We start from the raw sequence: 22,301 nt of genomic DNA, 5'->3' as shown, positions 1-22,301 counted from the left end.
ACCAGGGTCGGAGCGCGGACGGGGGTCTCGGAGCACGGTCGCACGCGCGGTTCCCGACCACGTTCCGATGTGGGACGGGGATGTTCCGTAGGACCGTCGACCGCATGATCGAAATACGTGAGCTGACGAAGCGTTACGGCCGGACGACCGCGGTGGACGGCCTGTCCTTCGTCGTGAGACCGGGGACCGTGACGGGGTTCCTCGGCCCGAACGGGGCGGGGAAGTCGACGACGATGCGCATCCTCCTGGGTCTCGACAAGGCGACGTCCGGTTCGGCGCTGATCAACGGCGGCCCGTACACGGCGTTGCGCCGCCCGATGCGGGAGGTGGGCGCGCTACTGGACGCGAGCGCCGTACACGGGGGGCGGCGGGCGTACGACCATCTCGGCTGGCTGGCGCGCAGCAACGGGATCGGGATGCGGCGGGTCACGGAGGTCCTGGAGCAGGTGGGCCTCGCCGGGGTCGCGCGCAAGAGGGTCGGGGGGTTCTCGCTGGGGATGCGGCAGCGGCTGGGGATCGCCGCGGCGCTGCTCGGCGACCCGGGCGTGCTGATGTTCGACGAGCCGGTGAACGGCCTGGACCCGGACGGCGTCCGCTGGATCCGCGAGCTGATGCGGGTGCTGGCCGCCGGCGGCCGGACGGTGCTGATCTCCAGCCACCTGATGAGCGAGATGGAGCTGACGGCCGACCGGCTGATCATCATCGGGCGCGGCAGGCTGATCGCGGACACGTCGGTGCGGGAGCTGGCGGACCGGTTCCGGCGCGGGGTGGTCGTCCGCTCGCCGCGCCCGGCCGACCTGACCGCCGTGCTCGCCGGGGCCGGGGGGTCGGTCGAGCAGGTGCCGGACGGCTCCCTGTCGGTGGCCGGGCTGGACGTCGCCGCGATCGGCGACGCGGCCGCGGCGCACGGGATCCCGCTGTACGGGGTGACGCCGCACAGCGCGTCGCTGGAGGAGGCGTACATGGAGTTGACGGCGGGCAGCGCCGAGTTCGGGGCGGTGGCCTCGTGATCGACGCGCTCGCGGCGGAGTGGTACAAGCTCCGGACGGTCCGCTCCACCATGGCCATCGCCGGGACGATCGCCGTGTTCATGTTGCTGTGCGTCGTGTGGTCCTTCTACGTCGCCAGCTACTGGGACGGTCTGTCGGCCGCGCGGAGGGCGACGGCGAGGTCGGCTCCTGCGGAGCAGCCGCTCGCCGTGGCGTTGCCGGTGTGCGCGGTGGTGCTGGGTGCGCTGACGCTGACGTCGGAGTACTCGTCCGGAATGAACCGGACGACCCTGGCCGCGCTGCCGCGCCGGCTGCCTCTGTTCGCCGCCAAGGCGGGGGTGGTGGCGGGGGCCATGTTCGCCGCTGCCGTGGTGTCGCTGGTCGTCGGGGCCGCGGCGGGCAGGGCGATCGTGGGCGACCGGCCGGTGGCCACGTTCCAGGGACCGGTGGCCGATGTCGCCGCCCATCTCCTCTGGCTGGGGCTGACGACGGCGGCGATCACGCTGATCACGTTCGGCCTCGGCGCGGTGTTGCGCTCCACCGCCGGGACGATCACGGCGGGGATGGCGGTGCTGTTCATCCTGCCCGCGCTCGCCCAGCCGCTGCCGTCCCCGTGGGACGAGCGGATCTGGTCGTCGCTGCCGGGCAACCTGTCCAACCAGATCGCGGGGGCTCCGGGCTCGTCCGGCGCCCACGGGGTCCTGTCGCCGCCCGCCGCCGTGGCGCTCCTGGCGGTCTACGTGGTGGTCGCGCTGGCGGCGGGCGCGTTCTCGTTCGTCCGGAGGGACGCATGATGGGCAACGCGGTCGCCGCCGAGTGGCGGAAGCTGCGCTCCGTCCGGCCGACCTACTGGATCATGGCGGTGACGTTCGGGTTCCTCCTGATCGTCCTGCTGCTGGCCCTGCAGTCGGCGCACGTCTGGGACGGCCTGTCCGCGGAGCGCCGCGCGGAGTTCCAGCTGCGCCCCCTCCAGGAGCTGGCCGGGTGGGTGGCGTCGCTGTGCCTGGCGATCCTCGGCGTGCTGTCGGTGACGTCCGAGTACCGCACGGGCATGATCCGGACCAGCATCACCGCGATCCCGGCCCGGCGCACGCTGCTCGTGGCCAAGGCCGCGGCCGTCGGGGCGGTCGCGCTGGTCGCCGGCGAGGCGGTGACGGTCTGCTCGTTCCTCGGGACGCGGCTCGTCGTCGGCGACCGGCAGTTCATCGACCAGAAGGCGTCCATCGCGCACGAGCTGCCCAGCTTTCTCGTCTCGGGGACGGTGGTGCCGGTCTTCGCGCTGCTCGGCCTGGCGCTCGGTGTGCTGCTGAGGTCCACGGCCGGGTCGCTCGTCTCGGTGGTGTTCGTCTGGCACGTCCTGCCGCTGCTCGTCATCCACCTGCCGCAGCCCTGGAGCGACCGCGCCGCGTCGGTCATGCCCGGTGCCCTCCCCCGCCAGATGTCCGGGCTCAGCGCGGAGAACTCCATATACGGGGATCTGCTGTCTCCGGGGATGGCGACCGCGGTACTGCTGGCATACGCGCTCGTGCCGCTCGCGGCCGCCGCTTTCGTGCTCGCCCGGCGGGACGCCTGAACGCCCTCGAACCACCGACGGCGGCGTCCCGTCACGGGGCGCCGCCGTTCGATCAGGGAAGCCGGGGCTCAGCCGGCCTGCAGGGAGGTCGCCCGGACCGCCAGGCGCTCGCGGAGCATGTCGATGGCCTCGTCGATGCGGGGCGCGGCGGCCTGGGCGCGCACGCGCCGGCCGTCCAGCTCGACGACCGCCTGGGCCAGTGCCGGGCGCGGCAGCGACCGGTCGGCGACGACGCTCAGCGTGACCTGAACCGAGGTGACCCCGCGGGCGGCGGCGAGCGCCTGCCGGACGGCCCGCTCGGCGGCCGCGCGCTCGTGGGCCGAGACATCGCCCGAGGTCAGGAACCGGATCTCCGGTCTCTCACGGGTAGCGTTCATGTGGTCCCCCAGATACGAGGTTATGGTCGCCCATCGGAAACGGGACGGCTGTGTCCGCCCTTCTGAATGGTCGAACGTCGGGGACGTCCACGATCACGCCCGGGCCGGACGAGAGCTTCGTCACTCGGCCTCCAACGGGGAGGCGGGGACCCGGAATATTCACCATAATGGAGGACGATCGGCAATCACGCGTCATACGACCGCCGGCGAAATGCCCTGTCAGGATTGGTCGGTTCCCTTACCGGAGAACGGTGGACAATTCGTGCACCAACCATGACCCGGAGGGCAGGGAAATGACTGCCAGTCTAACGAGCATGTGACGGCGGCGCCACGTTCCGCATCCGTTCCGCCACCGACAGCACTGGTCACGGGCCGCGCCCGCCGCGATCTCCCACGTCAGGTGCCGTTCGGCCGCTCGTATGGGAACGGCTTTTCATACTTCCCAAAAACCCGTCCGCATCCTCTAACATGGGGCGGTGCCGATCCACCCCCGCGCAGACCCGTCGACTGGCTGGTGACCCCTTGGCCCAGGATTCAGCTGCCCCAACACCTCCGTCCGAGGGTGATCCGGCCGGACGGCTGATCGATTATCCGCGCCGCGGCGGTCCCACCGTCCTGCGCATTCTCCTCGGCGCACAACTGCGGCGGCTGCGCGAGGCCCGCGGCATCTCCACCGAGCAGGCGGGCTACGAGATCCGCGGCTCCCATTCGAAGATCAGCCGCATGGAGCTCGGCCGCGTCGGCTTCAAGGAGCGCGACGTCTCCGACCTGCTGACCCTGTACGGCGTCTCCGACCCGGACGAGCGGGCCCCGCTGCTGGAGCTCGCGAAGGAGGCCAACACCCCCGGCTGGTGGCACCGGTACGGCGACGTCCTGCCCAGCTGGTTCGAGGTGTACCTCGGCCTGGAGGAGGCCGCCTCCCTGCTGCGCACCTACGAGCTGCAGTTCGTCCCCGGGCTGCTGCAGACCGAGGACTACGCGCGAGCGGTCGTCCGCCTCGGCTTCTCGGACGCGTCCGACGAGGAGGTCGAGCGGCGCGTCCAGGTGCGCACCACCCGGCAGCACCGGTTCACCTCGCCCGGCGCCCCGACCCTGTGGGCCGTGCTGGACGAGGCGGTCGTGCGCCGCCCCCTCGGCGGTCGCGCCGTGATGCGGGCCCAGCTCCAGCACCTGATCGCGGTGTGCGAGCTGCCCAACGTCACGCTGCAGATCGTGCCGTTCGGCGCGGGCGGGCACGCCGCGGCCGGCGGCCCGTTCACCATCCTGCGCTTCGCCGAGCCCGGCCTGTCCGACGTCGTGTACCTGGAGCAGCTCACCAGCGCGCTCTACCTCGACAAGCCGACCGACGTCGACACCTACATGCGCGCCATGAACAACCTGTGCATCACCGCCGAGCGCCCGGACGACACCGTGCGTTACCTCACCGACGTCCTGAACGACCTCTGACGCCGCCGACCCGCGTGCGGGTCACGGCGGGCCGTCGGTGACGCGCTGGTCACGGCTGCGGCTTCCGCCGCGGAACTCCGCGATGACCGCTCCGTCCGCGACGCGGCGGACGGTCACGTCGTAGACGCCGCTCCGGCCGTACCGGACGCGTTCCACCGCCGTCGCCTCCAGGACGTCCCCGGCGTGCGCGCTCGCCACGAACACCACGTCGGCGGACGCGGCGACCGTCACCCTGTCGTGGGTGTTGCAGGCGTAGGCGAACGCGGAATCGGCGAGCAGGAACAGGTAGCCGCCGTGCGCGATGCCGTGGCCGTTCACCATGGTGTCCGCGACCGTCATCCGCAGCCGCGCCCGCCCCTGCGCCACCTCGGCGATCTCCATGGCGAGGTCCTGCGCCACCTTGTCCTGGGCGTACATCGTCTCGGCGCACCGCCGCGCCACCTCTGCCGCGTCGTCCACCAGCCCAGAGTAGTGATCGGCGCGCCGAACCGGACGGCGCATATTTGAGAAGCGGTCCATCGGGAAGGTCGTTGCGGGTCCGGCGGTTACGACAGTGATCGCCTCTCGGCCCGAACACGAGGAGTACGCATGCTTTTCGGCAAGGAGCACGTCGAGCGCTATCAGGCGACGGACGGCGAGGAGGGACACGACTGGCAGGGCACGGTCACCCTCCTTCTCACCACCAAGGGTCGGCGCAGCGGCAAGGAGTACACCACTCCGCTCATCTACCAGCCGGAGGGCGACGCCTACCTGGTCGTCGCGTCCAAGGGCGGCGCGGACGAGCACCCGGAGTGGTACCTCAACCTTCAGGAGAACCCCGACGTGAAGGTGCAGGTGCGCGGCGACAAGTTCAAGGCCCGGGCGCGCACGGCGACGCCCGAGGAGAAGCCGCCGCTCTGGGAGAAGATGGTCGCCACGTGGCCCCAGTACGACGAGTACCAGAAGAAGACGAGCCGCGACATCCCCGTCGTCATCCTGGAACGCGTCTGAGGCGGCGGACCGCGCGGACCGCGCGTATGGCGCGGTCCGCTTTCGCGCCGCGGCCGGGGCGTGTAGCGTCGGCGTAGAACATCCATTCGACCGCCGTCCGTCCGACCCAGCCGAGGTGCCGACGTGCCGACGTCACACAGCTCTGACAGTGAACGCGGGAGCGGCGTCGGCGAGGGCGGCGCCGAGCCGCCGCCGCGGCTGCTGAACCGCTGGGGAATCGGCGCACCCGCCGAAGTCACGGCGCTGGGCTCCGGGCGCGGTACCCGCAGCTGGCGGGTCGACGCGTCAGGCGGGGCCTGCTTCCTCAAGGAATACGAGCAGCCCGACAGGCGCCGAGTGCTTTTCCGGCACGGCATCACCGCGGCCCTCGACGCGGCGGGCCTGCCGGTGCTCGCACCGGTGCCGGCGCGCGGCGGCCGGACGCTGGTCACCGCCGCCGGCCGCGGCTACGTCCTGTACCCGTGGGTCGGGGGCCGCGGGCGCGGCGGGCTGGAGCTGACGTTCGGCCAGTGCGAGGCCCTGGGCGAGCTGCTCGGCCGCCTGCACGCCGCGCTCGACGAGCTGACGGCGCCCGTCCAGCAGAGCATGCTCGTGCCGACGCCGCGCGCCGCCGACGCGGCGGCGGCCGTGGAGGAGATGCTGCGGGACGTCCCGGACGGCGACGGCGGCACCGACTTCGACGCGCTGACCGTCCGCCGTCTGCGCGAACGCCGCGACCTGCTCGCCGAGTTCGCGGGCCACCAGCCGCCGGACATCGAGGTCAGCACGTGGGGGCACCTGCACGGCTCGTTCCACGCCGGGCACCTGCGCTACGGCGGCTCGGGCAACGTCACCGCCGTCCTCGGCTGGGACGGGCTGACCACGGGCCCGGTCGCGGGCGAGGTCGTCCGGTCGGCGGCGCGGCTGTTCGCCTGCGAGGACGAGCGCGGCCTCGATCTCGACCGCGTCCAGGCGTTCGTCCGTGGGCACCGGTCGGCGTTCCCGCTGGACGCCGGCCAGATCCAGTCGGCGGTGCACCGCGAATGGTGGGAGCGGCTCTGCGACGTGGCGCCGCTGCGCCACCGGTACCTCGGCGAGGACGGGACGGCCGAGCGCGGCCCCGCGTCCCTCGTGCCCTGGTGGTCCGCCCAGCTCGAACGCACCCTCGACGCGTTCGCGGCACCGTATACCGCGGTGCCCGCCGACGTGCTCGAGGAGAGCCCCGCCTACGGCTGACCGGCCGGTCGTGCCCGGCGCGGGGCCGTGGCGGGGCCGTGGCGAGTCTCCGGCGCGGCCGGGGTAGGGACCCCCTCGGGATGCGCGACGTGCGCCTGTTGTGCCAAGCTGGCGCCCCCACCGTTTTGAATTGATTAGTCCAAAAGGAGCCGGAGAATGACGCAGATCGCCGTGCTCGGCACCGGGACCATGGGCGCCCCGATGGCCCGTAACCTCCTCCGGAACGGCCACCAGGTCGCGGCCTGGAACCGCACCAGGGACAGGGCGGAGCCGCTCGCCGCCGACGGCGCCGCCATCGCGGACTCCCCCGCCGTGGCCGTCCGGGACGCTGGGGTCGTCATCACGATGCTGAACGACGCCGAGACGGCGCTGTCGGTGATGCGCGACGCCGTCCCGGCGCTGCGCGGCGGGCAGGTCTGGGCCCAGATGGGGACGGTCGGCGTCGCGGACGTGGCGCCCCTGGCCGGGTTCGCCGCCGAGCACGGGCTGACGTTCGTGGACGCTCCCGTCCAGGGCACGAAGCAGCCCGCCGAGCAGGGCAAGCTGGTGATCCTGGCCGCCGGGCCGCAGAAGGCGCGCGGGGTTCTGGAGCCCGTCTTCGGCGCCGTCGGCGCCCGGACCCTGTGGCTGGACGAGGACGGCGCGAGCGGCGCGGGCACCCGGCTCAAGCTGGCCGCGGTGAGCTACGCCATCTCGCTGACCTCGGTCGTCGCCGAGTCCGTCGCCCTGGCCGAGGGGCTCGGGCTCGACCCGGCCCTGCTCGGCGAGGTCCTCACCGGCGGCCCGCTCGACAGCGTCTACCTGCAGATGAAGATGAAGGCGATGCTCGCCGGCGACTTCGAGCCGAGCTTCGCCGTGCGCAACGCCGAGAAGAACACCCGGCTGATCCACGAGTCCGCCGCGAGCGCGGGCATCCGGGTCGATGTGAACGACGCGGCGGGCGCGCGGTTCCGGCGCGTGATCGAGCAGGGCCACGGCGACGAGGACATGGCCGCCACCTACCGGGCGAGCTTCACCGGCTGACACCGGCGTCCCGGCTCCCGCGTTCGGAGCGGCACCCGGGCGAGGATGGTGGCATGGACGTTCTGAGCAGCCGCATCCTGCTTCGCCCGGGTGACCCGGCGCGCACGCAGCGCTTCTACCGCGACGTGCTGGGCCTCGCCGTCTACCGGGAGTTCGGTTCGGCCTCCTCCCCTGGCGTGGTGTTCTTCCTCGGCCCGGGGTTCCTGGAGGTGTCAGGGCATGGGGCGGGATCTGCGGGTTCGTCCCCGATGATCTGGCTGCAGGTCCGGGACGTCCGGGCGGAGCACGAGCGGCTCGCGGCGGCCGGAGCGCGCGTCACGCGGGAACCGCGCGAGGAGCCGTGGGGGCTGGTCGAGATGTGGATCGAGGACCCCGACGGCGTCAAGATCGTTATCGTGGAGGTTCCGGAGGCGCACCCCCTGCGCCGCGACCAGCGATCCTGAACCCCGGCGGCGGTGCCGATGACCGACGAGTACTGGAACCACAACATCCACTACCACGACGTCGTCCTGCGCAACGTGCCGCGCGGCTGCGGCGAGGCGCTGGACGTGGGCTGCGGCGACGGCCTGCTCGCGCGCCGCCTCGCACCGCGGGCGGCGCACGTCACCGGGCTCGACCGGTCGGCGGAGATGGTCGCCAAGGCCAGGAGGCTGAGCGAGGGCGTCCGCAACGTCGATCGTGGAGGCCGGCCTGCTGGAGCACGACCTGCCCGAGGAGCACTACGACTTCGTCTGCAGCATCGCGGCCATCCACCACATGGACTTCACCAAGGGGCTGTCCGCGATGCGCGCCGCGCTGCGGCCGGGCGGCGCGCTCGTGGTCATCAGCCTCGCCAGCAACAAGGGGCCGCGGGACCGGGCGTTCTCGGCGGTGGGCCTCCCGGCGCACCACGTCCTCCGCCTCCGGAACCTGCGCCGCTCCCGCGGCGGGCCGGGCGCCCCGGTCGCCGATCCCGCCATGACCTGGGCCGAGGTGCGCGACGAGGCGCAGCGGGTGCTGCCGGGGGCCGTCTTCCGCAGGCATCTGCTGTGGCGGTACTCGCTCGTGTGGCGGAAGCCCCGCTGAACCGGGCCGCGCCACGCCAAAGCTGGAAAACACTGGAAGTGTCGGGAAGCACCTGTACTGTCTGCGCCATGCCCCGGTCCCCCGGCGTCCCGACCCCCGACGAGCTGGAGGCGCGCATCGCCGAGCTGCGCGCCGACGTGCGCCGGGCCATGGCGTCCGGCGACCGGGACCGGGCACGCGCGCTGCGCGCCGAGCTGCGCCGGGCCGAGAGCGCGTGGGACGACGCGGTCCTCGGCTCTGGCGGCCCGGCGGCGGAGCGTCCGGAAAGCGGCGAGCGCGGGCTGCTGCCCGTCCGGGAGCAGGTCCACCAGGCGCTCACGCTGCTCGGCGTGCCGGCCGCGCCCAAGCTGATCGGCTCGGTGTACGCGGCGTTCTTCCCCGGCGAGATCCCCGGGAGCCGGCTGACGAGCCTGCGGCGCGACGAGGAGCGCTCGTTCCGCACCTCCCCCTACGCCCGGCCGTACTACCTGTGCGCCGCGCTGACCGCCGACCTCCTCGCACCGGCCCGCGGGCTGCTCACCGTGAGCACGTGGCCGCTGGAGCAGCGGATCGTCGGCCCGCTGAGCCCGCGCACCGACTTCCTCACGTCGGCGGTGCGCCTCGCCGAGCACGCCGGGCGCGGGACGCCGCCGCCCGGAGTACAGCGGCTGCTGTGGCGTTTCGCGTCCAACATTCCCGGTGCGGTCACCGGTACGGTCGGTACGGTCGAGCCGTCCGCGCTGGCCGAGGCCGCCCGGGCCGAGCTGGACGTGCACCGGGAACCGGACCGGCGGCGCCGCGAGGCCGCCGCCGCCCGCGCCCGGGAGCGGCTCGACGACGCGGAACGGCTGTTCGGCAGCCGGCTGCGGTCCCTGCGTGGCCGCGGCCGACACCCCGCCATCAATGGAGAGACGGACCGATGACCGAGACCGCGCCGGACCTGGACCGGCTGCGCGGCGGAACACCCCCGCGCAATCACGACGCCCGCACCATCGCCGCGCTGACCGCCAACCCCGGCTGCGCCCGCCGCGGCGTGATGGACGCGGCGGGGGTCGACAAGGACGCGGTGGCGCGGGAGCTGGGCTTCCCCGCGCCGTTCGGCCAGTCGCAGTTCGCGATCACGCGCGGGAACGTGTTCGAGGCGCAGGTGAAGGCGGACGGGTGCGCGGAGCTGCTGACGCTGCTGCGCGAGCGGCTCGGCCTCGACGTCCCCGAGGTCTCCTACGACGACCTGGAGGTCGTCGCGGGCAACGAGGGCCGGGAGCTGCGGCACTCGCGCACCCGGCGGCTGCTCGCCCGCGCGCTGGAGGGCGGCGAGGGGACGCTGTTCGACCATCCGCTGCTGCGGCTGGAGATCGCCGGGCACCCGGCCTACCTGGAGCCGGACGTGATCGCGTTCCAGTTCGCGGGCCGGCTGCACGTCATCGAGATCAAGTCGTTCGCCGTGGTGGACGGGCAGGCCGAGCCGGAGCAGGTCGCCGCGGCGGCGAGGCAGTCGGCGGTGTACGTGCTCGCGCTGCGCCGGCTGGTCGCCGAGCTGGGGCACGACCCGGCGCGCGTCTCGCACGACGTCTTCCTCGTCTGCCCGGAGAACTTCTCCAACCGCCCGACCGCGACGCCACTGGACGTGCGGCCGCAGCTCGCCGTCCTCGAACGGCAGCTCGCGCGGCTCACCCGGATCGACGACATCCTGGTGGAGCTGCCCGGCGACCTGACGTTCGGGCCCGGCGAGGCGCTCGACGCGTCGGTCCGCGCGGTGGAGGCCCGGTACTCGCCGGAATGCATGTCGGGGTGCGAGATGGCGCTGTTCTGCCGGGACGAGGCGCGCGCGTGCGGGGCGACGGGCGCGCTCGGCCGGTCCGTCCGCGACGACCTCGGCGGGGTCGACACGGTCGGCACCGCGCTGTCCCTGGCGGACGGGAAGATGCACCCGTCCGACGACCTGGCCGAGACGGCCGCGCAGCTGCGGGCCGCGGCCCGGCTGCGCGCGGAAGCCCTGCACGGGGCCGCGTGATCCGTCCATGAGCGCGCTGTCCTCGCTCGCGCGGTTGCAGGCGGTGGCCGCCGGCATCGCGCAGCCCCTCGCGACCGTCCGGCACTGCCACGTCTCGGACGCGCCGCTGGTCCTCGTCCCGCTGAAGCTCGCCGGGGAGGCGGCCGCGCCGCTGGCCGTGCTGGCCGGCAGCGCGCCGGACGACCCGACGCTGCTGGTCGTCCCGCAGCCGCGCAACCGCGACCTGCGGTTCGCGTTCGCGGCGAGCCTCGCCAAGCTCGTCCTGAACCACATCGAGACGAGCCGGGGCGCGGTGGAGGAGCTGCCGCCCGGCAAGGACGGCGATGAGAGGATCCGGTACGGGGACGCGCCGCAGCTGCTCGTCCCGAACCGGGGCGGCGTCGCGTTCCTGCGGCTGCTGGGCCGCTCGACGAGGTTCCGCAGCACCGAGGGCCCGTACGCGGTGGACCCGGCGGTGCCGGTGCTCGGCCGCTGGCTGACGTGGTTCGCCGACCGCCACGACCATCCCGGGTCGTCGCTGCTGGGCGCCGTGACCGAGCTGCTGCGGCTGCACTGGGCCACGGGCCAGAGCTCGCTGGAGGACGGCAACCTCGCCGCGCTGATGGGCTGGATCGACCCGCCGGACGGCCTCGACGGCCCGGCCGCCGCGGCCCGCGCCGAGGACCCGGTGCTCTGGCCGCCGGCGGGGCCGACGACCGACCCGACGTTCGACAACGAGGTCCTCGCGCCGGCGATCGCCGCCTACGACCGGGCGGGCACCGGCTCGCGCGCCGAGGAGCGGCTGCGCAGCACGATCGAGGGCCAGCTCACCCCGACGTGGGGCCTGATGTGGCGGGCCGTCGAGCTGCTGCGCGCGCTGCCGGAGGGGGCGAGCGTGCCGCGCCGGTGGGAGCGCGACCGGGACGCCTTCACCTACTACCACCAGACGTTCGGCGAGGCGTATCCCCAGGCGCGCCGCGACCCGCCCGTCCGCGCGGCGCGGCGGCTGCACGACCTCGAACGCGCGCAGGACGCCTACGACGCGCAGCGGGCGTTCGACGACCCGCTGGTGATGGCCGAGCACCGGCTGGCCGGCCAGGCGTTCGGCGGAACGGTCACCGAATGCGACCCGACCCGGCTGGACGAGACCGGGAAACGGCCGAAGCTCCGCCCGCTGCTGCGGGTGCAGACCCTGGACCCGGTGCGCCTGGACCCGGGGACGACCGTGTGCAACGCGGCCCGGCCCGCGCTCAAGGGGAGGATCGTGGAGCTGGACGACGGCGGCGTCGTGCTGGAGCTGACCGGCGGGATGGGGCGCAAGCTCACCCCGGAGGCGGGCGCCGTGCCGGAGGTGGGCGACCGGGTGTGCTTCACGTCGCTCACAGAGGGCTCGTTCGGCGCGGCGAAGTTCCCCGACCGGGACGACACACCGTGGACGCACGGCGGGCCGCCCGCCGACTACGTGCCGACCGACGAGGACGCCGAAGAGGAATGGTCGTGACCGAACACGCGGGCCGCCACCTGACGCCGGTGGCGGCCGAACCGGACCTTTCGCCGCTCGCTCCCGGGGAGGCGGCCGCACGAGTCGTCGACGCGGTCCTGGCCGATCTCGGCGGCGGGCACCGCGGCGTGGTGGTCGACTCCCCGCCGGGCGCGGGCAAGTCGACGCTGGTGGTGCGGGCCGCCGCGCACCTGGCCGAGGCCGGCGAGCGGCTCATGATCGTCGCGCAGACGAACGAGCAGGTGGACGACCTCATCGAGCGGATCGCCGGGAAGCATCCCGGCATCACGCTGGGGCGGCTGTCGGCGTCGGGGTACGTCCCGTCCGAGCGGGTGCTGGCGCATCCGGCGGTGCGGATCGCGCAGAAGGCCGACGACCTCGCCGAGCACACCGTCGTGATCGCGACCGCCGCGAAGTGGGCGACCCTCTCGGACGGGTCGTGGCCGTGGGCGATCGTCGACGAGGCGTACCAGATGCGCTCGGACATGCTGCTGCGCATCGCCGGGCGCTTCGAGCGGGCCCTCTTCGTCGGCGACCCCGGCCAGCTCGACCCGTTCTCCACGGTGGAGGTCGAGCGCTGGGCGGGGCTGACCTGGGACCCGCTGCGCAGCGCCGTCTCCGTCCTGCTCGCGCACAACCCGGACCTGCCCGTGCACCGGCTGCCGGTGTCGTGGCGGCTGCCCGCGTCCGCGGCGCCCGTCGTGTCCGAGGCGTTCTACCCGTTCACGGGCTTCCGCGCCGGGACGGGGCCGGGCGACCGGCGCCTGGAGTACGCGACGCGCGGCATGGGCACCACCTACGACCGCGCGCTCGAAGAGGCGGCGTCCACCGGCTGGGCCCTGTACGAGCTGCCCGCGCGGCACACGCTGCGGACCGACACCGAGGCCGTCCGGGCCACGGCGGCGCTCGCCGTCCGGCTGCTGCAGCGCGGCCCCGTCGCGCACTCCGAACTGGGATCGGGGCCGGTCGACGCGGGACGCGTCGCGATCGGCGCCGCGCACCGCGACCAGGTGACCGCGATCCGCGCCGCGCTCGGCCCGCACGGCGAAGGCGTCACCGTCGACACCGCGAACCGCCTCCAGGGCCGCGAGTACGACGTGACGGTCGTCCTGCATCCGCTGTCGGGGCGCCGCGACGCGACCGCGTTCCACCTGGAGTCGGGGCGGCTCTGCGTCCTCACCTCGCGGCATCGGCACGCCTGCATCGTCGTCGCGCGGGCGGGGATCCCCGAGCTACTGGACGCGCACCCGTCCGCCGAACCGGTGCACCTCGGCGTGCCGGTGAAGTTCCCGGACGGGTGGGAGGCGAACCAGTCGGTCCTCGCCCACCTGGCCCGGCACCGCGTCGCGGGCGGCTAGCGCCGGGCGAACGGTCGGCGCCTGGACGGCCGGTGGCGCCGCGCTCAGTGCCGCTCCATCTCGACCTTGGGCAGCAGCCGGGCCAGCGGCGCCGGCAGCCACCAGGCGCGGCGGCCCATCAGCTCCATCGCCGCCGGAACGATCAGGCAGCGGATGACGACGGCGTCCACGAAGATCGCCACCGCCATGCCGAAGCCGGCCTGCTGGAGCAGCCGCTGCGGGCTGAGCATGAAGGCGCCGAAGATCACGACCATGATCGCGCCGGCCGCGGTGATCACCGAGCCGGTGTGGGCCAGCCCCTCCCGCACGGCGTGGGAGGGGTCCTCGGAGCGCGTCCACTCCTCGTGGATCCGGGAGATCAGGAAGATCTCGTAGTCCATGGAGAGCCCGAAGACGATGGCGAAGACCATCACCGGCAGGTACGCCTCGATCGGGCCGGGCTCCACGCCGAGCCGGCCGTCCTGGAATACCAGGGTCATCGCTCCGAGCGCGACGCCGATGCTGAGCAGGTTCAGCAGCGCGGCCTTCAGCGGGACGAGCACCGAGCGGAACACCGCCATCAGCAGGAGCACGGAGAGGCCGACGACGATGGCCATGAAGAGCGGCAGCCGGTCGGCGACCTTGCCGGAGTAGTCCTCGGACGCGGCCGTGGCTCCGCCGACCAGGTACCGGGCACCGTTCCGATCGGACAGTTCCGGCAGTACGTCGTCGCGCAGTGTGCCGACCAGTTCGGAGGTCTCCTCGTCCTGCGGTGCGGAGGAGGGGAAGGCGAGGATGGTCGCGGCCTCGCCGTCCGGCGTGGGCACGGGGTCCGCGGCGGCCTGCACGCCCGGGGTGCCGTTCAGCGCGCGGGTCGCCTCGGCACCGGCCTGGGCGGCGCCGCCCGTACCGCCGTCGGCCACCACCAGCAGCGGGCCGTTGAAGCCGGGGCCGAAGCCTTCGGAGAGCAGGTCGTAGGCCTGCCGGCTGGTCGTCTCGGGCGCGTCGCTGCCCGCGTCCGAGAACCCGAGCCGCATGCCCAGTGCCGGAAAGGCGAGAACCCCGAGGACCACCGCCGCCGCCAGCAGGGAGGCCAGCGGGCGCCGCTGCACCGCGGCGGCGAGCCGCCGCCATACGGTGCCCTCGACGGCCTTGCCCTTGGCTTCGCGCCGCTCGGCGCGCCGGGTGAACTGGCGGGCGAACCGGCGGCCGAAGACGCCGAGCAGGGCCGGCAGCAGGGTCAGGGCGGCGAGCATGGTCATCAGCACGGTCAGCGCGACCGACAGCGCCATGCCCTGCAGCGAGCCGAGACCGAAGGCGACGAGGCCGAGCAGCGCCAGGATGACGGTGCAGCCGGCGAAGAACACCGAGCGGCCGGCGGCGTCGAGCGCGTTCACGGTGGCCCGTTCCGGCTCCGCGCCGCGCACCAGCTCGGCGCGGTAGCGGGCGAAGACGAGCAGCGCGTAGTCGATGCCGACGCCAAGGCCGACCAGGATCATCACCGGCGGGGTCCACTCGGCGATCGTGAAGACGTGCGACGCCACGACGATGCCGCCGACCGTGGACCCGACGGCGAACAGGGCGATGATGATGGGCAGCCCGGCGGCGATGACCGTGCCGAACATCAGCACGAGGATGACCAGCGCCGCGATCAGCCCCACGCCCTCCGCGGAACCGCCCCCGCCCTCTCCGAGCAGCCGGGCCGCATCGCCGCCCAGCTCGGCCTGGAGCCCGTCGCCCTCGACCTCCTGAGCGGTGTCGAAGATGCGCTGGGTGTCGTTCTTGGGCATGTCCTGCGAGGGAACGTCGAGCACCACGGTGGCGTAGCCGATCGTGCCGTCCCCGCTGACCGCGCCCTCGCCGTCGTACGGGCTGTGGACCTGGCCGACCTTGGGCAGTCCCGCGACCTCGTCGAGCATGTCCCCCACGCGCTTCTGGACGCCGGGCTCGCGCAGGCCGCCCTCGTCGTGCAGAACGATCTCGACGGTGTCCCCCGCACGGGCGGCGCCGTGCTCGGCCAGCAGGTCGGCGGCCTGCTGCGACTCGGTGCCGGGGAGGGAGAAGTCGTTGCGGTAGTCGTCGCCCGTGACCGACGCGGCGGCCCAGACGCCGGCCAGGACCGCCACCCACAGGATCAGGGCGAGCCATCGGCGGCGGTGGGCGAAGCCCGCGACGCGGACGAACACTCCTCGCCGCGCAGGTGGCCGGGTGTTCTCTTCCCGGTCCGTATCGGTCAGTGTCATGATCTCTTCCCCCCGGAGGGTCGTCGGCGTCCATGGGTCGGCCTGATGAGGCTTCGTTGCCTGACGACGCAGCCCTCCGAGGTGTGACAGGGCACCCCGCCGGAGGGATGCCCTGTCACACCCGGACCGGCTACGTCGTCTACAGCTCATGGGACTGACGGAGCGGGACGTACGAGACACCGAGGAGATGCTGGCGCGGTCCTTCGAGGGCAACCGGCCGCGGCTGCTGCGGGTGGCCTACACGATGACGGGCTCACTGGTGGAGGCCGAGGACTGCGTGCAGGAGGCGTGGCTGCGGCTGCGCGGGCTGGACGACCCCGCGTCGGTCCGTGACCTCGCCGCGTGGCTGACGACCACCGTCAGCAGGCTTGCGCTCGACACCCTGAGCAGCGCGCGCGCACGCCGGGAGCACTACGTCGGCATGTGGCTGCCGGAGCCGCTGGTCGTGGCCGGCTCCGACGACCCGGCCGACCGCGTCACGCTGGACGAGTCGGTGAGCATGGCTCTGCTCGTCGTCCTGGAGCGGCTCTCGCCCGCCGAGCGCACCGCGTTCGTGCTGCACGACGTGTTCGGCGTCCCCTTCCCCGAGATCGCCGAGGTCGTCGGCCGCACACCGGCGGCGGTGCGGCCGCTCGCCTCGCGGGCGCGCCGGCAGGTCGAGGACGGGCGGCCGCGGACGCCGGTGACGGAAGCCGAACAGCGAGAGCTGATCGCGGCGTTCGCGGCCGCCTGCCAGAACGGCGACCTGCCGGGCCTCATCGCGCTGCTCGACCCGGACGTGGTGCTGCGCGGCGACGGCGGGGGCAAGGTCGTCACGCTGCGGCACGCCGTGCGGGAGGCGGGGCTCGTGGCCGGCATGCTGCTGGCCCGTGCCCAGGCCGCGGGCCCGTTCGACATCCTGCCCGCCGAGGTCAACGGCGTTCCCGGGCTGGTGGTCCGGGACGGCGACGGCGGACTGTCGGTCATGGCGTTCACGGTGGACGCCGGGCTGATCACCGCGATCGACCTCATCCGCAACCCGGACAAGCTCGCGAAGGTTCCGGAGCTGGGCTGAGACGGGCTTCGGCCGGACATCCGTCTCGCGGATGCCTCGGTGTGGTACCCGGAGGGCCCTTCAGGCGGGTCCCGCCGTCGGGCCCACCGGCCGTTGTGCCGGGTGATGGTGATCGGGTGATCGAAGCACGCGCTGACCAGCTCGGTCGTGAGGACCTCCGCCGCCGGTCCCGAGGCGAGCACCTGCCCCTCGCGCAGCAGCAGCGCGTGGCTGGTGCTGGTCGGGAGCTCCTCCAGGTGATGCGTGACGAGCACGGTCGTCAGGCCGGGACGGTCGGCGCGCAGCTGGTCGAGGCTCGCGAGCAGCCGCTCACGGGCGGCGACGTCCAGGCCCGTGGCGGGCTCGTCGAGGAGCAGCAGCGCCGGCACCGTCATCGTGACGCGGTCGAGCAGCGGCCGCCGCTCCCGGACCAGATCGATCTTGTCCGCGTTCAGCACGACCTCGGACACGGAACCTCCCGTTCGTGGGTATGAGAAGCGCGCGGGGTGTGCGGCGCGCGGGACGCGCGGAGGCCGGGATCGCCGGGACGGAGGCGTCGTGACGATCTTCAAGCTACCCGAGTGCCGCCGCCTGGTACGAGCGAGGCGTCCGGGCGGATACTGTGAGATCGGTGCCTCAGCGATCAGGGGAGGGACATGGAGGACATCGGCTTCATGTGCGCCCGGTGCGGCGGCGAGGTGCACGACGTGACGCACAACCGCGAGGGCTCGCTGGACGGCGTCGGCTACCGCCACAACCGGCGGGTGGAGCCGTGGGACCACGAGCTCGAACTCGCCGTCGGCGAGGCCGCCCAGCAGGACCACGTCTGCGACTTCTGCGGCGTGTCCGGACCGAGCTGGCTGTACTACCCCACACTCGACCCCGACGACACCGACATGTTCGAGGTCGAACTGGACACCACGCACCTGTCGGACGACGACACCGCTGTCGCCGTCCTCAACATGCTCTACCCCTGGTACGCGTGCGACACGTGCTCCGTCCTCGTCGCCGACCGCAACGTCGAACTCCTCATCGCCCGCGCCCTCGACCGCACCCCGGTCCCCGAGGACGGCCCCGTCGACGAGGAGACCGTCCGCGCCCGCCTCCAAGGCTCCCTCTCGGTCTTCTTCACCACCCGCCCAGGCCGCCCCCAGCCCTCTCGAGCTGTCTAGTTTTCCTCTCCTCTTCGGGCCTAGCGCGCCCCCACCTGCCCAACGAGCACAAAAGCCAAGCCACCCCACGCCCCGCAATCCCACCCAGAGGCAGGGTCAACGAAGCGAGCCACAAGACGAGCCAAAGCGAGACCCCACGGCCACCCCACGCGTAAACCGCATGGCCGCGCTCGCGTCCGGAAGCAGGTTCAAGCAGAGCGAGACCACAGGACGGGACGGTCGCGCGCACACCTCAGCCACCACCGCAACCCCGCAACAACCTCAATGGTTGCGATCGCGTCCGAAGGCAGGTTCGAGCGAAGCGAGAACCTGATCGCGCAGCGAGCCGCAAGGCGAGTCGGAGCGATGCAGCGATCGCCCGCAGTGCCCGACGATGGAGGGCCGCCAGGCCCGAAGGAGGAGGGCACTGCCATGAACACTGATACCCCGAGAGGATCGGTGTCGGTGGGGGTTATTAGGATCGATGCCGTTTTGTGGGGTGCGTGCGCACGGGGGCAAAAGTGATCATTGATAGGCGGTTTCACGGGCCCGAGGGGTCGGGGAACGGCGGATACGTCGCGGGGCGGCTCGCGGGGCGGGTGCCGATCGACACGGTGACGGTGACGCTGCGGCGGCCGCCGCCGCTGGAGACGGAACTGACCGTCACGGTGGAGGACGAGCGCGGGCACAGCGCGCGGCTCTGGGACGGGGAGCGGCTGATCGCCGAGGCGCTGGCGGGGGCGATCGTGGTGCCGCCCATCGCGCCCGTCCCGTTCGAGGAGGCCCTGGTCGCGGCGGAGAAGTACCGGGCCACGGAGAACCATCCGTTCCCCGGGTGCTTCGTGTGCGGGCCGGACCGGGCGCCCGGGGACGGGCTGCGGCTCGAACCGGGGCCCGTGGGCGAGGGCACCGTCGCCGCGCCGTGGGTGCCGGAGCGGACGCCCGAGCGGGAGCTGGTGTGGGCGGCGCTGGACTGCCCGGGCGGCTGGTCGTTCGACGTGGCCGGCCGGCCTGCGGTGCTCGGCACCATGACCGCGCAGGTCATGGACGTGCCGGAGGCGGGCGAGCAGTGCGTGGTGATGGGATTCGCACGCAGCCGGGAAGGCCGCAAGATGCACGCGGCGACGGCGCTGTACGGGGTGGAGGGCCGCCTGCTGGGGCGCGCCGAGCAGATCTGGATCGAGGTCGACCCCGCGTCGTTCGGCCGCTGAGGTCCCCGGGCGGCCGCCCGATTCCGACCGATGCGCGGAAATGTGTCGCCGGACACTGTGGACGCCGCCGGATCCGCTGTTCAATCTGAGCTTGCCGCGGAAACGGAGGCGGACTCATGCGCGGAGACGGGTTACTCATCCTCGGGCTGGTGGCCCTGGCGGTCTACATGGGCGTCCACTGGGAGCGGGCCCGCCGCGCCGCGTCGGACATGCACCTCGTCCGGCGGCGGGCGGCGACCCTCCGGCACACCGTGGCGAAGGAGCGCGGCCAGGTCATGCTGATCACGACGGTGGCGGGCCTGGCGCTCTTCCTGGCGATCAGGTACGGCGGCTGAGTCAGGGACCCGTGAAGAGCGAGTCGTCCCGGTCCACGCCGTTGAGGGGGCGGTTCTGGTTCGGGGGCGCGCCCGGGACGGGATGACCGCCGGTGTTCGAGCCCGGCGGCACCCCGTTGGGGGCGGGTGCCGCGTTCGGGACGGGCGCCCCGAGGGGGGCCGGCGCCCCGTTCGGCGCGGGGGCGCCGGCGGGGGGCGGGCCGGGCGGCGAGGCCGGGGCCGGGGCCGGGGCCTGCGTACCGGGCGGCAGGGGGACGCGCGGCGGGCCCTGCGGGGGCGTGGGCTGACCGCCGCCCGGCATCCGCCCGCCCGGCGGGAAGTTGGACGACAGCGTGCTGTGCGTGAACTGGTCGATCTGGCGGCGGGCGCGGTCGGCCTCGGCGCGGGCGGCGTCGCGCTCCTCGGCGAGGGCGGTGAGCGCGGCCTGCTGCTCGGCGACCGACTGGGACAGCTGCCGCAGCTGCACCGCCTGGTCGTTGATCTTGGTGCTGAGCTCGTCCCGCTCGGCCAGCGCGGCCTGGGCCTGCGCCTGGGCGGCGTCGCGCTCCTTGGCCGCCTCGTCGGCGCGCGCGTTGGCGCGGACGACCTCCGCCTCGGCCTCGGACTGGGCGCGCAGCGCGGTGGCGCGCTCGGCCTCGGCCTTGCTCGCGGCCTGCATCGCGCGCTGCCGCTGCGCCTCGGTGTCGCGCATGGCGTTGCGCAGGTCGTCGGCGCCCTGCTTGGCGACCGCGGCCTCGACGCGCTGCGACTCGGCGGCGCCCTCCGCCTCGGAGAGCTTGGCGTGCAGGCCGACGAGCTCGGCCCGCGCCGCCTCCAGCGCGGCGAGCAGCTCGGTCTCCCGGGCCGCGACCCGGTCGCGTTCGCTCTCGGCGGCGAGCTTGGCCGTCATCGCCTGCTGCGCGACCTGGTGCGCCTCCTCCCACGCCTGCTGGGCGGCGTCCCGCTTCGCGGTGGCGACCTTGGCCTCCTCGCGGTGGCGGGCGGCCTCCGCCTCGGCCGTCTCGGCGCGCTTGCGGGCCGAGGACGCCTCCTGCCAGGCCTCCTCCGCCTTGCGCTGGGACGCGTCCCGCTCGGTCTGCGCAATGGCGAGCTCGCGGGCGGCCTCGGCGCGCACCTCGGCGACGCGCCGCTCGACCCCGGCGACGCTCAGCTCGGCGGTCAACGAGTCGGCGAGCGCGTCGGCGGCCTTCTCCAGCCGCTCGACCATCTCCCACGCCGAGGCGACCTGCCCGGTGAGGCCGGGCGCGTCCCGGCCCCGGTCGCGGCGCTCGCGCGCCTCGCGGGCGCAGGCGCCCTCGTTGTCCTGGCAGTAGCGGATGGCGCGGGCGGCCCCGATCGGCTGCGGGACGGGGCGCCCGCAGTTGGCGCACGGCCAGACCGTCACCGGGTCGCCCATCCGGGCGACCGCCGTCTCGGTGGTCTCCGCTGAGCCCTCGGCGACCGCGCTCCCGGGAGCCGCGGCCGCCCCCGCGGGGCCGCTATTGTCGCGATCTTCGCTGTTAGGCATGGTATGAACCATACGCACTACTTCGAGTTGCTGCAGTGACTTGCGAGGTAGTTGTGGGGGCGACCATGTCGTGGCGGCGCGGAGAATCGGCCCGGATCACCGGCGGGCGAAGCGATCCGTGGCCTCGATGAGCCGGTCGCGCGTACCGGGTTCCGATCCGCCGTGGCCGGCGTCCTCGACGACGTGGAACTCCGCCTCGGGCCACGCCCGGTGCAGATCCCAGGCTTGGTCCAGAGGCGTCTTCATGTCGTAGCGCCCGTTGACGATCACGGCGGGGATGTGCCGGATGCGGTCGACGCCGGCGAGGAGGCCCCCTTCCGGGAGGAACCCGCCGTTGGCGATGTAGTGGTGCAGGATGCGGGCGAACGCAACGACGACCGCGTCGTCCAGGTCGGGGGACGGGACGGGCAGGAGGGTGTTCGCCGTGTCCTCCCACGCCAGCCAGGCGCAGGCGGCCGGGACGTGCACCGCCGGGTCAGGGACCAGGATGCGGCGCCCGTACGCGGCGACGAGGTCGCCCCGCTCCCCCTCCGGGATCGCGTCCCGGAACGCCGCCCATTCGGCCGGGAACAAGTGCGCCGCACCGCTGGGGGTGTATCCCCATGCCTCGTCCTGCGGGCGGACGAGGTAGATCCCCCTCAGCACCAACTCGGTGACCCGGTCGGGGTGCGCCTGCGCATAGGAGAGGGCCAGCGTGCTGCCCCAGCTCCCGCCGAACACGAGCCAGCGGTCGATGGACAGGTGCTCGCGCAGCCGCTCGATGTCGGCGACCAGGTGGGGAGTGGTGTTGTTCTCCAGCGAGACCGCCGGGTCGCCGGCGAACGGCAGGCTCCGGCCGCAGTTCCGCTGGTCGAACAGCACGATCCGGTACGCGGACGGGTCGAAGAACCGCCGGTTGCCGGGCAACAGCCCGCCGCCGGGCCCGCCGTGCAGGAAGACCGCGGGCTTGCCCTCGGGATTCCCGCACTCCTCCCAGTGGATCAGATTCCCGTCGCCGGTGTCGAGGAACCCGGACTCGTGCGGCTCGATCGGCGGGTAGAACTCCCGAAGCGTCATGTCCCTCTAATACCCGATATATGATCATGTTCTGGTCGGTATTACCCTCCGGGAATGAACAGGTGCACGCAGTGCGGGACCGAGGGCCTGGAGCCGGGGTTCATCGAGGACGCCGGAGACAACTCCCGCGGCTACGCCCGCTGGATCGCGGGGCCGCTGGAACGCGGCATCTTCGGCGGCGCGAAGCGCTTGGGGAAGCAGCGCTGGCAGATCGAGGCCTGGCGGTGCCCGAAGTGCGGGCATCTGGAGATGTTCGCCCGCCAGCCGGCCTGACCGG

At 73.4% G+C, this 22,301-nt stretch carries 24 protein-coding genes and 1 pseudogene; 20 read left to right on the top strand and 5 right to left on the bottom strand.

Features of this window, described 5'->3' with window-relative positions; all coding sequences use genetic code 11:
• Positions 1-104: 104 nt before the first annotated feature.
• Genes ABGB11_RS31850 through ABGB11_RS31840 form a run of 3 tightly spaced genes read left to right on the top strand, consistent with a single transcriptional unit; the run spans position 105 to position 2,562 of the window.
• Complete coding sequence (locus ABGB11_RS31850) at positions 105-1,010, top strand: ATP-binding cassette domain-containing protein (RefSeq protein WP_347638919.1); 906 nt, start codon at positions 105-107, stop codon at positions 1,008-1,010.
• Entirely contained in the window at positions 1,007-1,783 is a 777-nt protein-coding gene (locus tag ABGB11_RS31845) for an ABC transporter permease (protein WP_347638917.1), read from the top strand. Before ABGB11_RS31850 ends, ABGB11_RS31845 begins: the two co-directional genes overlap by 4 nt.
• Entirely contained in the window at positions 1,780-2,562 is a 783-nt protein-coding gene (locus ABGB11_RS31840; RefSeq protein ID WP_347638915.1) for an ABC transporter permease, read from the top strand. The genes ABGB11_RS31845 and ABGB11_RS31840 overlap by 4 nt, the downstream gene beginning before the upstream one ends.
• A 68-nt stretch (positions 2,563-2,630) precedes the next feature.
• Here ABGB11_RS31840 and ABGB11_RS31835 read toward each other — a convergent pair whose 3' ends face one another.
• Positions 2,631-2,939 carry a hypothetical protein gene (locus ABGB11_RS31835; protein ID WP_347638913.1) on the bottom strand — a complete coding sequence of 103 codons (309 nt, stop codon included), beginning with the start codon at positions 2,937-2,939 and terminating at the stop codon, positions 2,631-2,633.
• A 579-nt stretch (positions 2,940-3,518) separates the two neighbouring features.
• Here ABGB11_RS31835 and ABGB11_RS31830 point away from each other — a divergent pair.
• Positions 3,519-4,385, top strand: a complete 867-nt coding sequence (locus ABGB11_RS31830) for a helix-turn-helix transcriptional regulator (RefSeq protein ID WP_347639031.1) — start codon at positions 3,519-3,521, stop codon at positions 4,383-4,385.
• 21 nt (positions 4,386-4,406) lie between these two features.
• On the opposite strand, the gene paaI is transcribed toward ABGB11_RS31830, so the two are convergent.
• On the bottom strand, positions 4,407-4,802 hold the full coding sequence (paaI, locus tag ABGB11_RS31825; protein WP_347639029.1) for a hydroxyphenylacetyl-CoA thioesterase PaaI: 396 nt from the start codon (positions 4,800-4,802) through the stop codon (positions 4,407-4,409).
• Between the two features lie 171 nt (positions 4,803-4,973).
• On the opposite strand from paaI, the gene ABGB11_RS31820 reads away from it, so the two are divergent.
• From ABGB11_RS31820 to ABGB11_RS31775, 10 genes and pseudogenes are all read left to right on the top strand, one after another.
• Positions 4,974-5,375: a nitroreductase family deazaflavin-dependent oxidoreductase gene (locus tag ABGB11_RS31820; RefSeq protein WP_347638911.1), complete on the top strand. Its 402-nt coding sequence runs from the start codon at positions 4,974-4,976 to the stop codon at positions 5,373-5,375.
• A gap of 123 nt (positions 5,376-5,498) precedes the next feature.
• Entirely contained in the window at positions 5,499-6,590 is a 1,092-nt protein-coding gene (locus tag ABGB11_RS31815; protein ID WP_347638909.1) for a phosphotransferase, read from the top strand.
• Between the two features lie 156 nt (positions 6,591-6,746).
• On the top strand, positions 6,747-7,613 hold the full coding sequence (locus ABGB11_RS31810) for an NAD(P)-dependent oxidoreductase (RefSeq protein ID WP_347638907.1): 867 nt from the start codon (positions 6,747-6,749) through the stop codon (positions 7,611-7,613).
• 53 nt (positions 7,614-7,666) lie between these two features.
• Positions 7,667-8,056: a VOC family protein gene (locus ABGB11_RS31805; RefSeq protein WP_347638905.1), complete on the top strand. Its 390-nt coding sequence runs from the start codon at positions 7,667-7,669 to the stop codon at positions 8,054-8,056.
• Between the two features lie 18 nt (positions 8,057-8,074).
• Positions 8,075-8,218: pseudogene (locus ABGB11_RS31800) on the top strand (SAM-dependent methyltransferase); the annotation flags it as partial.
• 73 nt (positions 8,219-8,291) lie between these two features.
• A complete protein-coding gene (locus tag ABGB11_RS31795) occupies positions 8,292-8,678 on the top strand; it encodes a class I SAM-dependent methyltransferase (RefSeq protein ID WP_347639027.1) in 387 nt (128 codons plus the stop codon).
• Between the two features lie 68 nt (positions 8,679-8,746).
• Positions 8,747-9,580, top strand: coding sequence for a hypothetical protein (locus tag ABGB11_RS31790; protein ID WP_347639025.1), 834 nt, complete (start codon positions 8,747-8,749; stop codon positions 9,578-9,580).
• Positions 9,577-10,671: a hypothetical protein gene (locus tag ABGB11_RS31785; RefSeq protein WP_347638903.1), complete on the top strand. Its 1,095-nt coding sequence runs from the start codon at positions 9,577-9,579 to the stop codon at positions 10,669-10,671. The genes ABGB11_RS31790 and ABGB11_RS31785 overlap by 4 nt, the downstream gene beginning before the upstream one ends.
• A gap of 7 nt (positions 10,672-10,678) precedes the next feature.
• Positions 10,679-12,151 (top strand): hypothetical protein, encoded by a 1,473-nt coding sequence (locus tag ABGB11_RS31780; protein WP_347638901.1) that lies wholly within the window; start codon positions 10,679-10,681, stop codon positions 12,149-12,151.
• Positions 12,148-13,509, top strand: a complete 1,362-nt coding sequence (locus ABGB11_RS31775; RefSeq protein ID WP_347638899.1) for an AAA family ATPase — start codon at positions 12,148-12,150, stop codon at positions 13,507-13,509. The genes ABGB11_RS31780 and ABGB11_RS31775 overlap by 4 nt, the downstream gene beginning before the upstream one ends.
• Positions 13,510-13,553: 44 nt before the next feature.
• On the opposite strand, the gene ABGB11_RS31770 is transcribed toward ABGB11_RS31775, so the two are convergent.
• A complete protein-coding gene (locus ABGB11_RS31770; RefSeq protein ID WP_347638897.1) occupies positions 13,554-15,731 on the bottom strand; it encodes an MMPL family transporter in 2,178 nt (725 codons plus the stop codon).
• Between the two features lie 148 nt (positions 15,732-15,879).
• Between ABGB11_RS31770 and sigJ the strand changes: the two genes are divergently transcribed.
• From sigJ to ABGB11_RS31745, 5 genes are all read left to right on the top strand, one after another.
• A complete protein-coding gene (gene sigJ, locus ABGB11_RS31765; RefSeq protein ID WP_347638895.1) occupies positions 15,880-16,785 on the top strand; it encodes an RNA polymerase sigma factor SigJ in 906 nt (301 codons plus the stop codon).
• 116 nt (positions 16,786-16,901) lie between these two features.
• The gene (locus ABGB11_RS31760) at positions 16,902-17,258 is read left to right on the top strand and encodes a hypothetical protein (RefSeq protein WP_347638893.1); all 357 of its coding nucleotides are present in this window, start codon (positions 16,902-16,904) and stop codon (positions 17,256-17,258) included.
• A gap of 162 nt (positions 17,259-17,420) precedes the next feature.
• A complete protein-coding gene (locus ABGB11_RS31755) occupies positions 17,421-17,936 on the top strand; it encodes a hypothetical protein (protein WP_347638891.1) in 516 nt (171 codons plus the stop codon).
• Positions 17,937-18,436: 500 nt separating this feature from the next.
• Positions 18,437-19,126 carry a hypothetical protein gene (locus ABGB11_RS31750; protein ID WP_347638889.1) on the top strand — a complete coding sequence of 230 codons (690 nt, stop codon included), beginning with the start codon at positions 18,437-18,439 and terminating at the stop codon, positions 19,124-19,126.
• A 116-nt stretch (positions 19,127-19,242) separates the two neighbouring features.
• Positions 19,243-19,461 (top strand): hypothetical protein, encoded by a 219-nt coding sequence (locus ABGB11_RS31745; RefSeq protein WP_347638887.1) that lies wholly within the window; start codon positions 19,243-19,245, stop codon positions 19,459-19,461.
• Between the two features lies 1 nt (position 19,462).
• Here ABGB11_RS31745 and ABGB11_RS31740 read toward each other — a convergent pair whose 3' ends face one another.
• Together ABGB11_RS31740 and pip are read right to left on the bottom strand one after the other, a co-directional pair.
• Positions 19,463-20,968 (bottom strand): chromosome segregation ATPase, encoded by a 1,506-nt coding sequence (locus ABGB11_RS31740; RefSeq protein WP_347638885.1) that lies wholly within the window; start codon positions 20,966-20,968, stop codon positions 19,463-19,465.
• A 96-nt stretch (positions 20,969-21,064) separates the two neighbouring features.
• On the bottom strand, positions 21,065-22,024 hold the full coding sequence (pip, locus tag ABGB11_RS31735) for a prolyl aminopeptidase (protein ID WP_347638883.1): 960 nt from the start codon (positions 22,022-22,024) through the stop codon (positions 21,065-21,067).
• Positions 22,025-22,078: 54 nt separating this feature from the next.
• Between pip and ABGB11_RS31730 the strand changes: the two genes are divergently transcribed.
• Positions 22,079-22,297 (top strand): hypothetical protein, encoded by a 219-nt coding sequence (locus tag ABGB11_RS31730; protein WP_347638881.1) that lies wholly within the window; start codon positions 22,079-22,081, stop codon positions 22,295-22,297.
• The last annotated feature ends 4 nt before the right edge of the window (positions 22,298-22,301 follow it).

It is taken from the genome of Actinomadura sp. B10D3 (assembly GCF_039871695.1).
In the GTDB taxonomy this organism is placed as follows: Bacteria; Actinomycetota; Actinomycetes; order Streptosporangiales; family Streptosporangiaceae; genus Spirillospora; species Spirillospora madurae.
The sequence above is the reverse complement of the archived record's forward strand: the minus strand, read 5'-3'. Positions and strand labels throughout refer to the sequence as shown.

What these genes read in the sequence shown, in the direction of transcription:
- ABGB11_RS31745 (WP_347638887.1), top strand. Translation starts at nt 19,243, where the DNA reads ATGCGCGGAGACGGGTTACTCATCCTCGGGCTGGTGGCCCTGGCGGTC.
- paaI (WP_347639029.1), bottom strand. Translation starts at nt 4,802, where the DNA reads ATGTACGCCCAGGACAAGGTGGCGCAGGACCTCGCCATGGAGATCGCC.
- ABGB11_RS31840 (WP_347638915.1), top strand. Translation starts at nt 1,780, where the DNA reads ATGATGGGCAACGCGGTCGCCGCCGAGTGGCGGAAGCTGCGCTCCGTC.
- ABGB11_RS31850 (WP_347638919.1), top strand. Translation starts at nt 105, where the DNA reads ATGATCGAAATACGTGAGCTGACGAAGCGTTACGGCCGGACGACCGCG.
- pip (WP_347638883.1), bottom strand. Translation starts at nt 22,024, where the DNA reads ATGACGCTTCGGGAGTTCTACCCGCCGATCGAGCCGCACGAGTCCGGG.
- ABGB11_RS31820 (WP_347638911.1), top strand. Translation starts at nt 4,974, where the DNA reads ATGCTTTTCGGCAAGGAGCACGTCGAGCGCTATCAGGCGACGGACGGC.
- ABGB11_RS31730 (WP_347638881.1), top strand. Translation starts at nt 22,079, where the DNA reads ATGAACAGGTGCACGCAGTGCGGGACCGAGGGCCTGGAGCCGGGGTTC.
- ABGB11_RS31810 (WP_347638907.1), top strand. Translation starts at nt 6,747, where the DNA reads ATGACGCAGATCGCCGTGCTCGGCACCGGGACCATGGGCGCCCCGATG.
- ABGB11_RS31790 (WP_347639025.1), top strand. Translation starts at nt 8,747, where the DNA reads ATGCCCCGGTCCCCCGGCGTCCCGACCCCCGACGAGCTGGAGGCGCGC.
- ABGB11_RS31780 (WP_347638901.1), top strand. Translation starts at nt 10,679, where the DNA reads ATGAGCGCGCTGTCCTCGCTCGCGCGGTTGCAGGCGGTGGCCGCCGGC.
- ABGB11_RS31755 (WP_347638891.1), top strand. Translation starts at nt 17,421, where the DNA reads ATGGAGGACATCGGCTTCATGTGCGCCCGGTGCGGCGGCGAGGTGCAC.
- ABGB11_RS31835 (WP_347638913.1), bottom strand. Translation starts at nt 2,939, where the DNA reads ATGAACGCTACCCGTGAGAGACCGGAGATCCGGTTCCTGACCTCGGGC.
- ABGB11_RS31740 (WP_347638885.1), bottom strand. Translation starts at nt 20,968, where the DNA reads ATGCCTAACAGCGAAGATCGCGACAATAGCGGCCCCGCGGGGGCGGCC.
- sigJ (WP_347638895.1), top strand. Translation starts at nt 15,880, where the DNA reads ATGGGACTGACGGAGCGGGACGTACGAGACACCGAGGAGATGCTGGCG.
- ABGB11_RS31805 (WP_347638905.1), top strand. Translation starts at nt 7,667, where the DNA reads ATGGACGTTCTGAGCAGCCGCATCCTGCTTCGCCCGGGTGACCCGGCG.
- ABGB11_RS31770 (WP_347638897.1), bottom strand. Translation starts at nt 15,731, where the DNA reads ATGACACTGACCGATACGGACCGGGAAGAGAACACCCGGCCACCTGCG.
- ABGB11_RS31785 (WP_347638903.1), top strand. Translation starts at nt 9,577, where the DNA reads ATGACCGAGACCGCGCCGGACCTGGACCGGCTGCGCGGCGGAACACCC.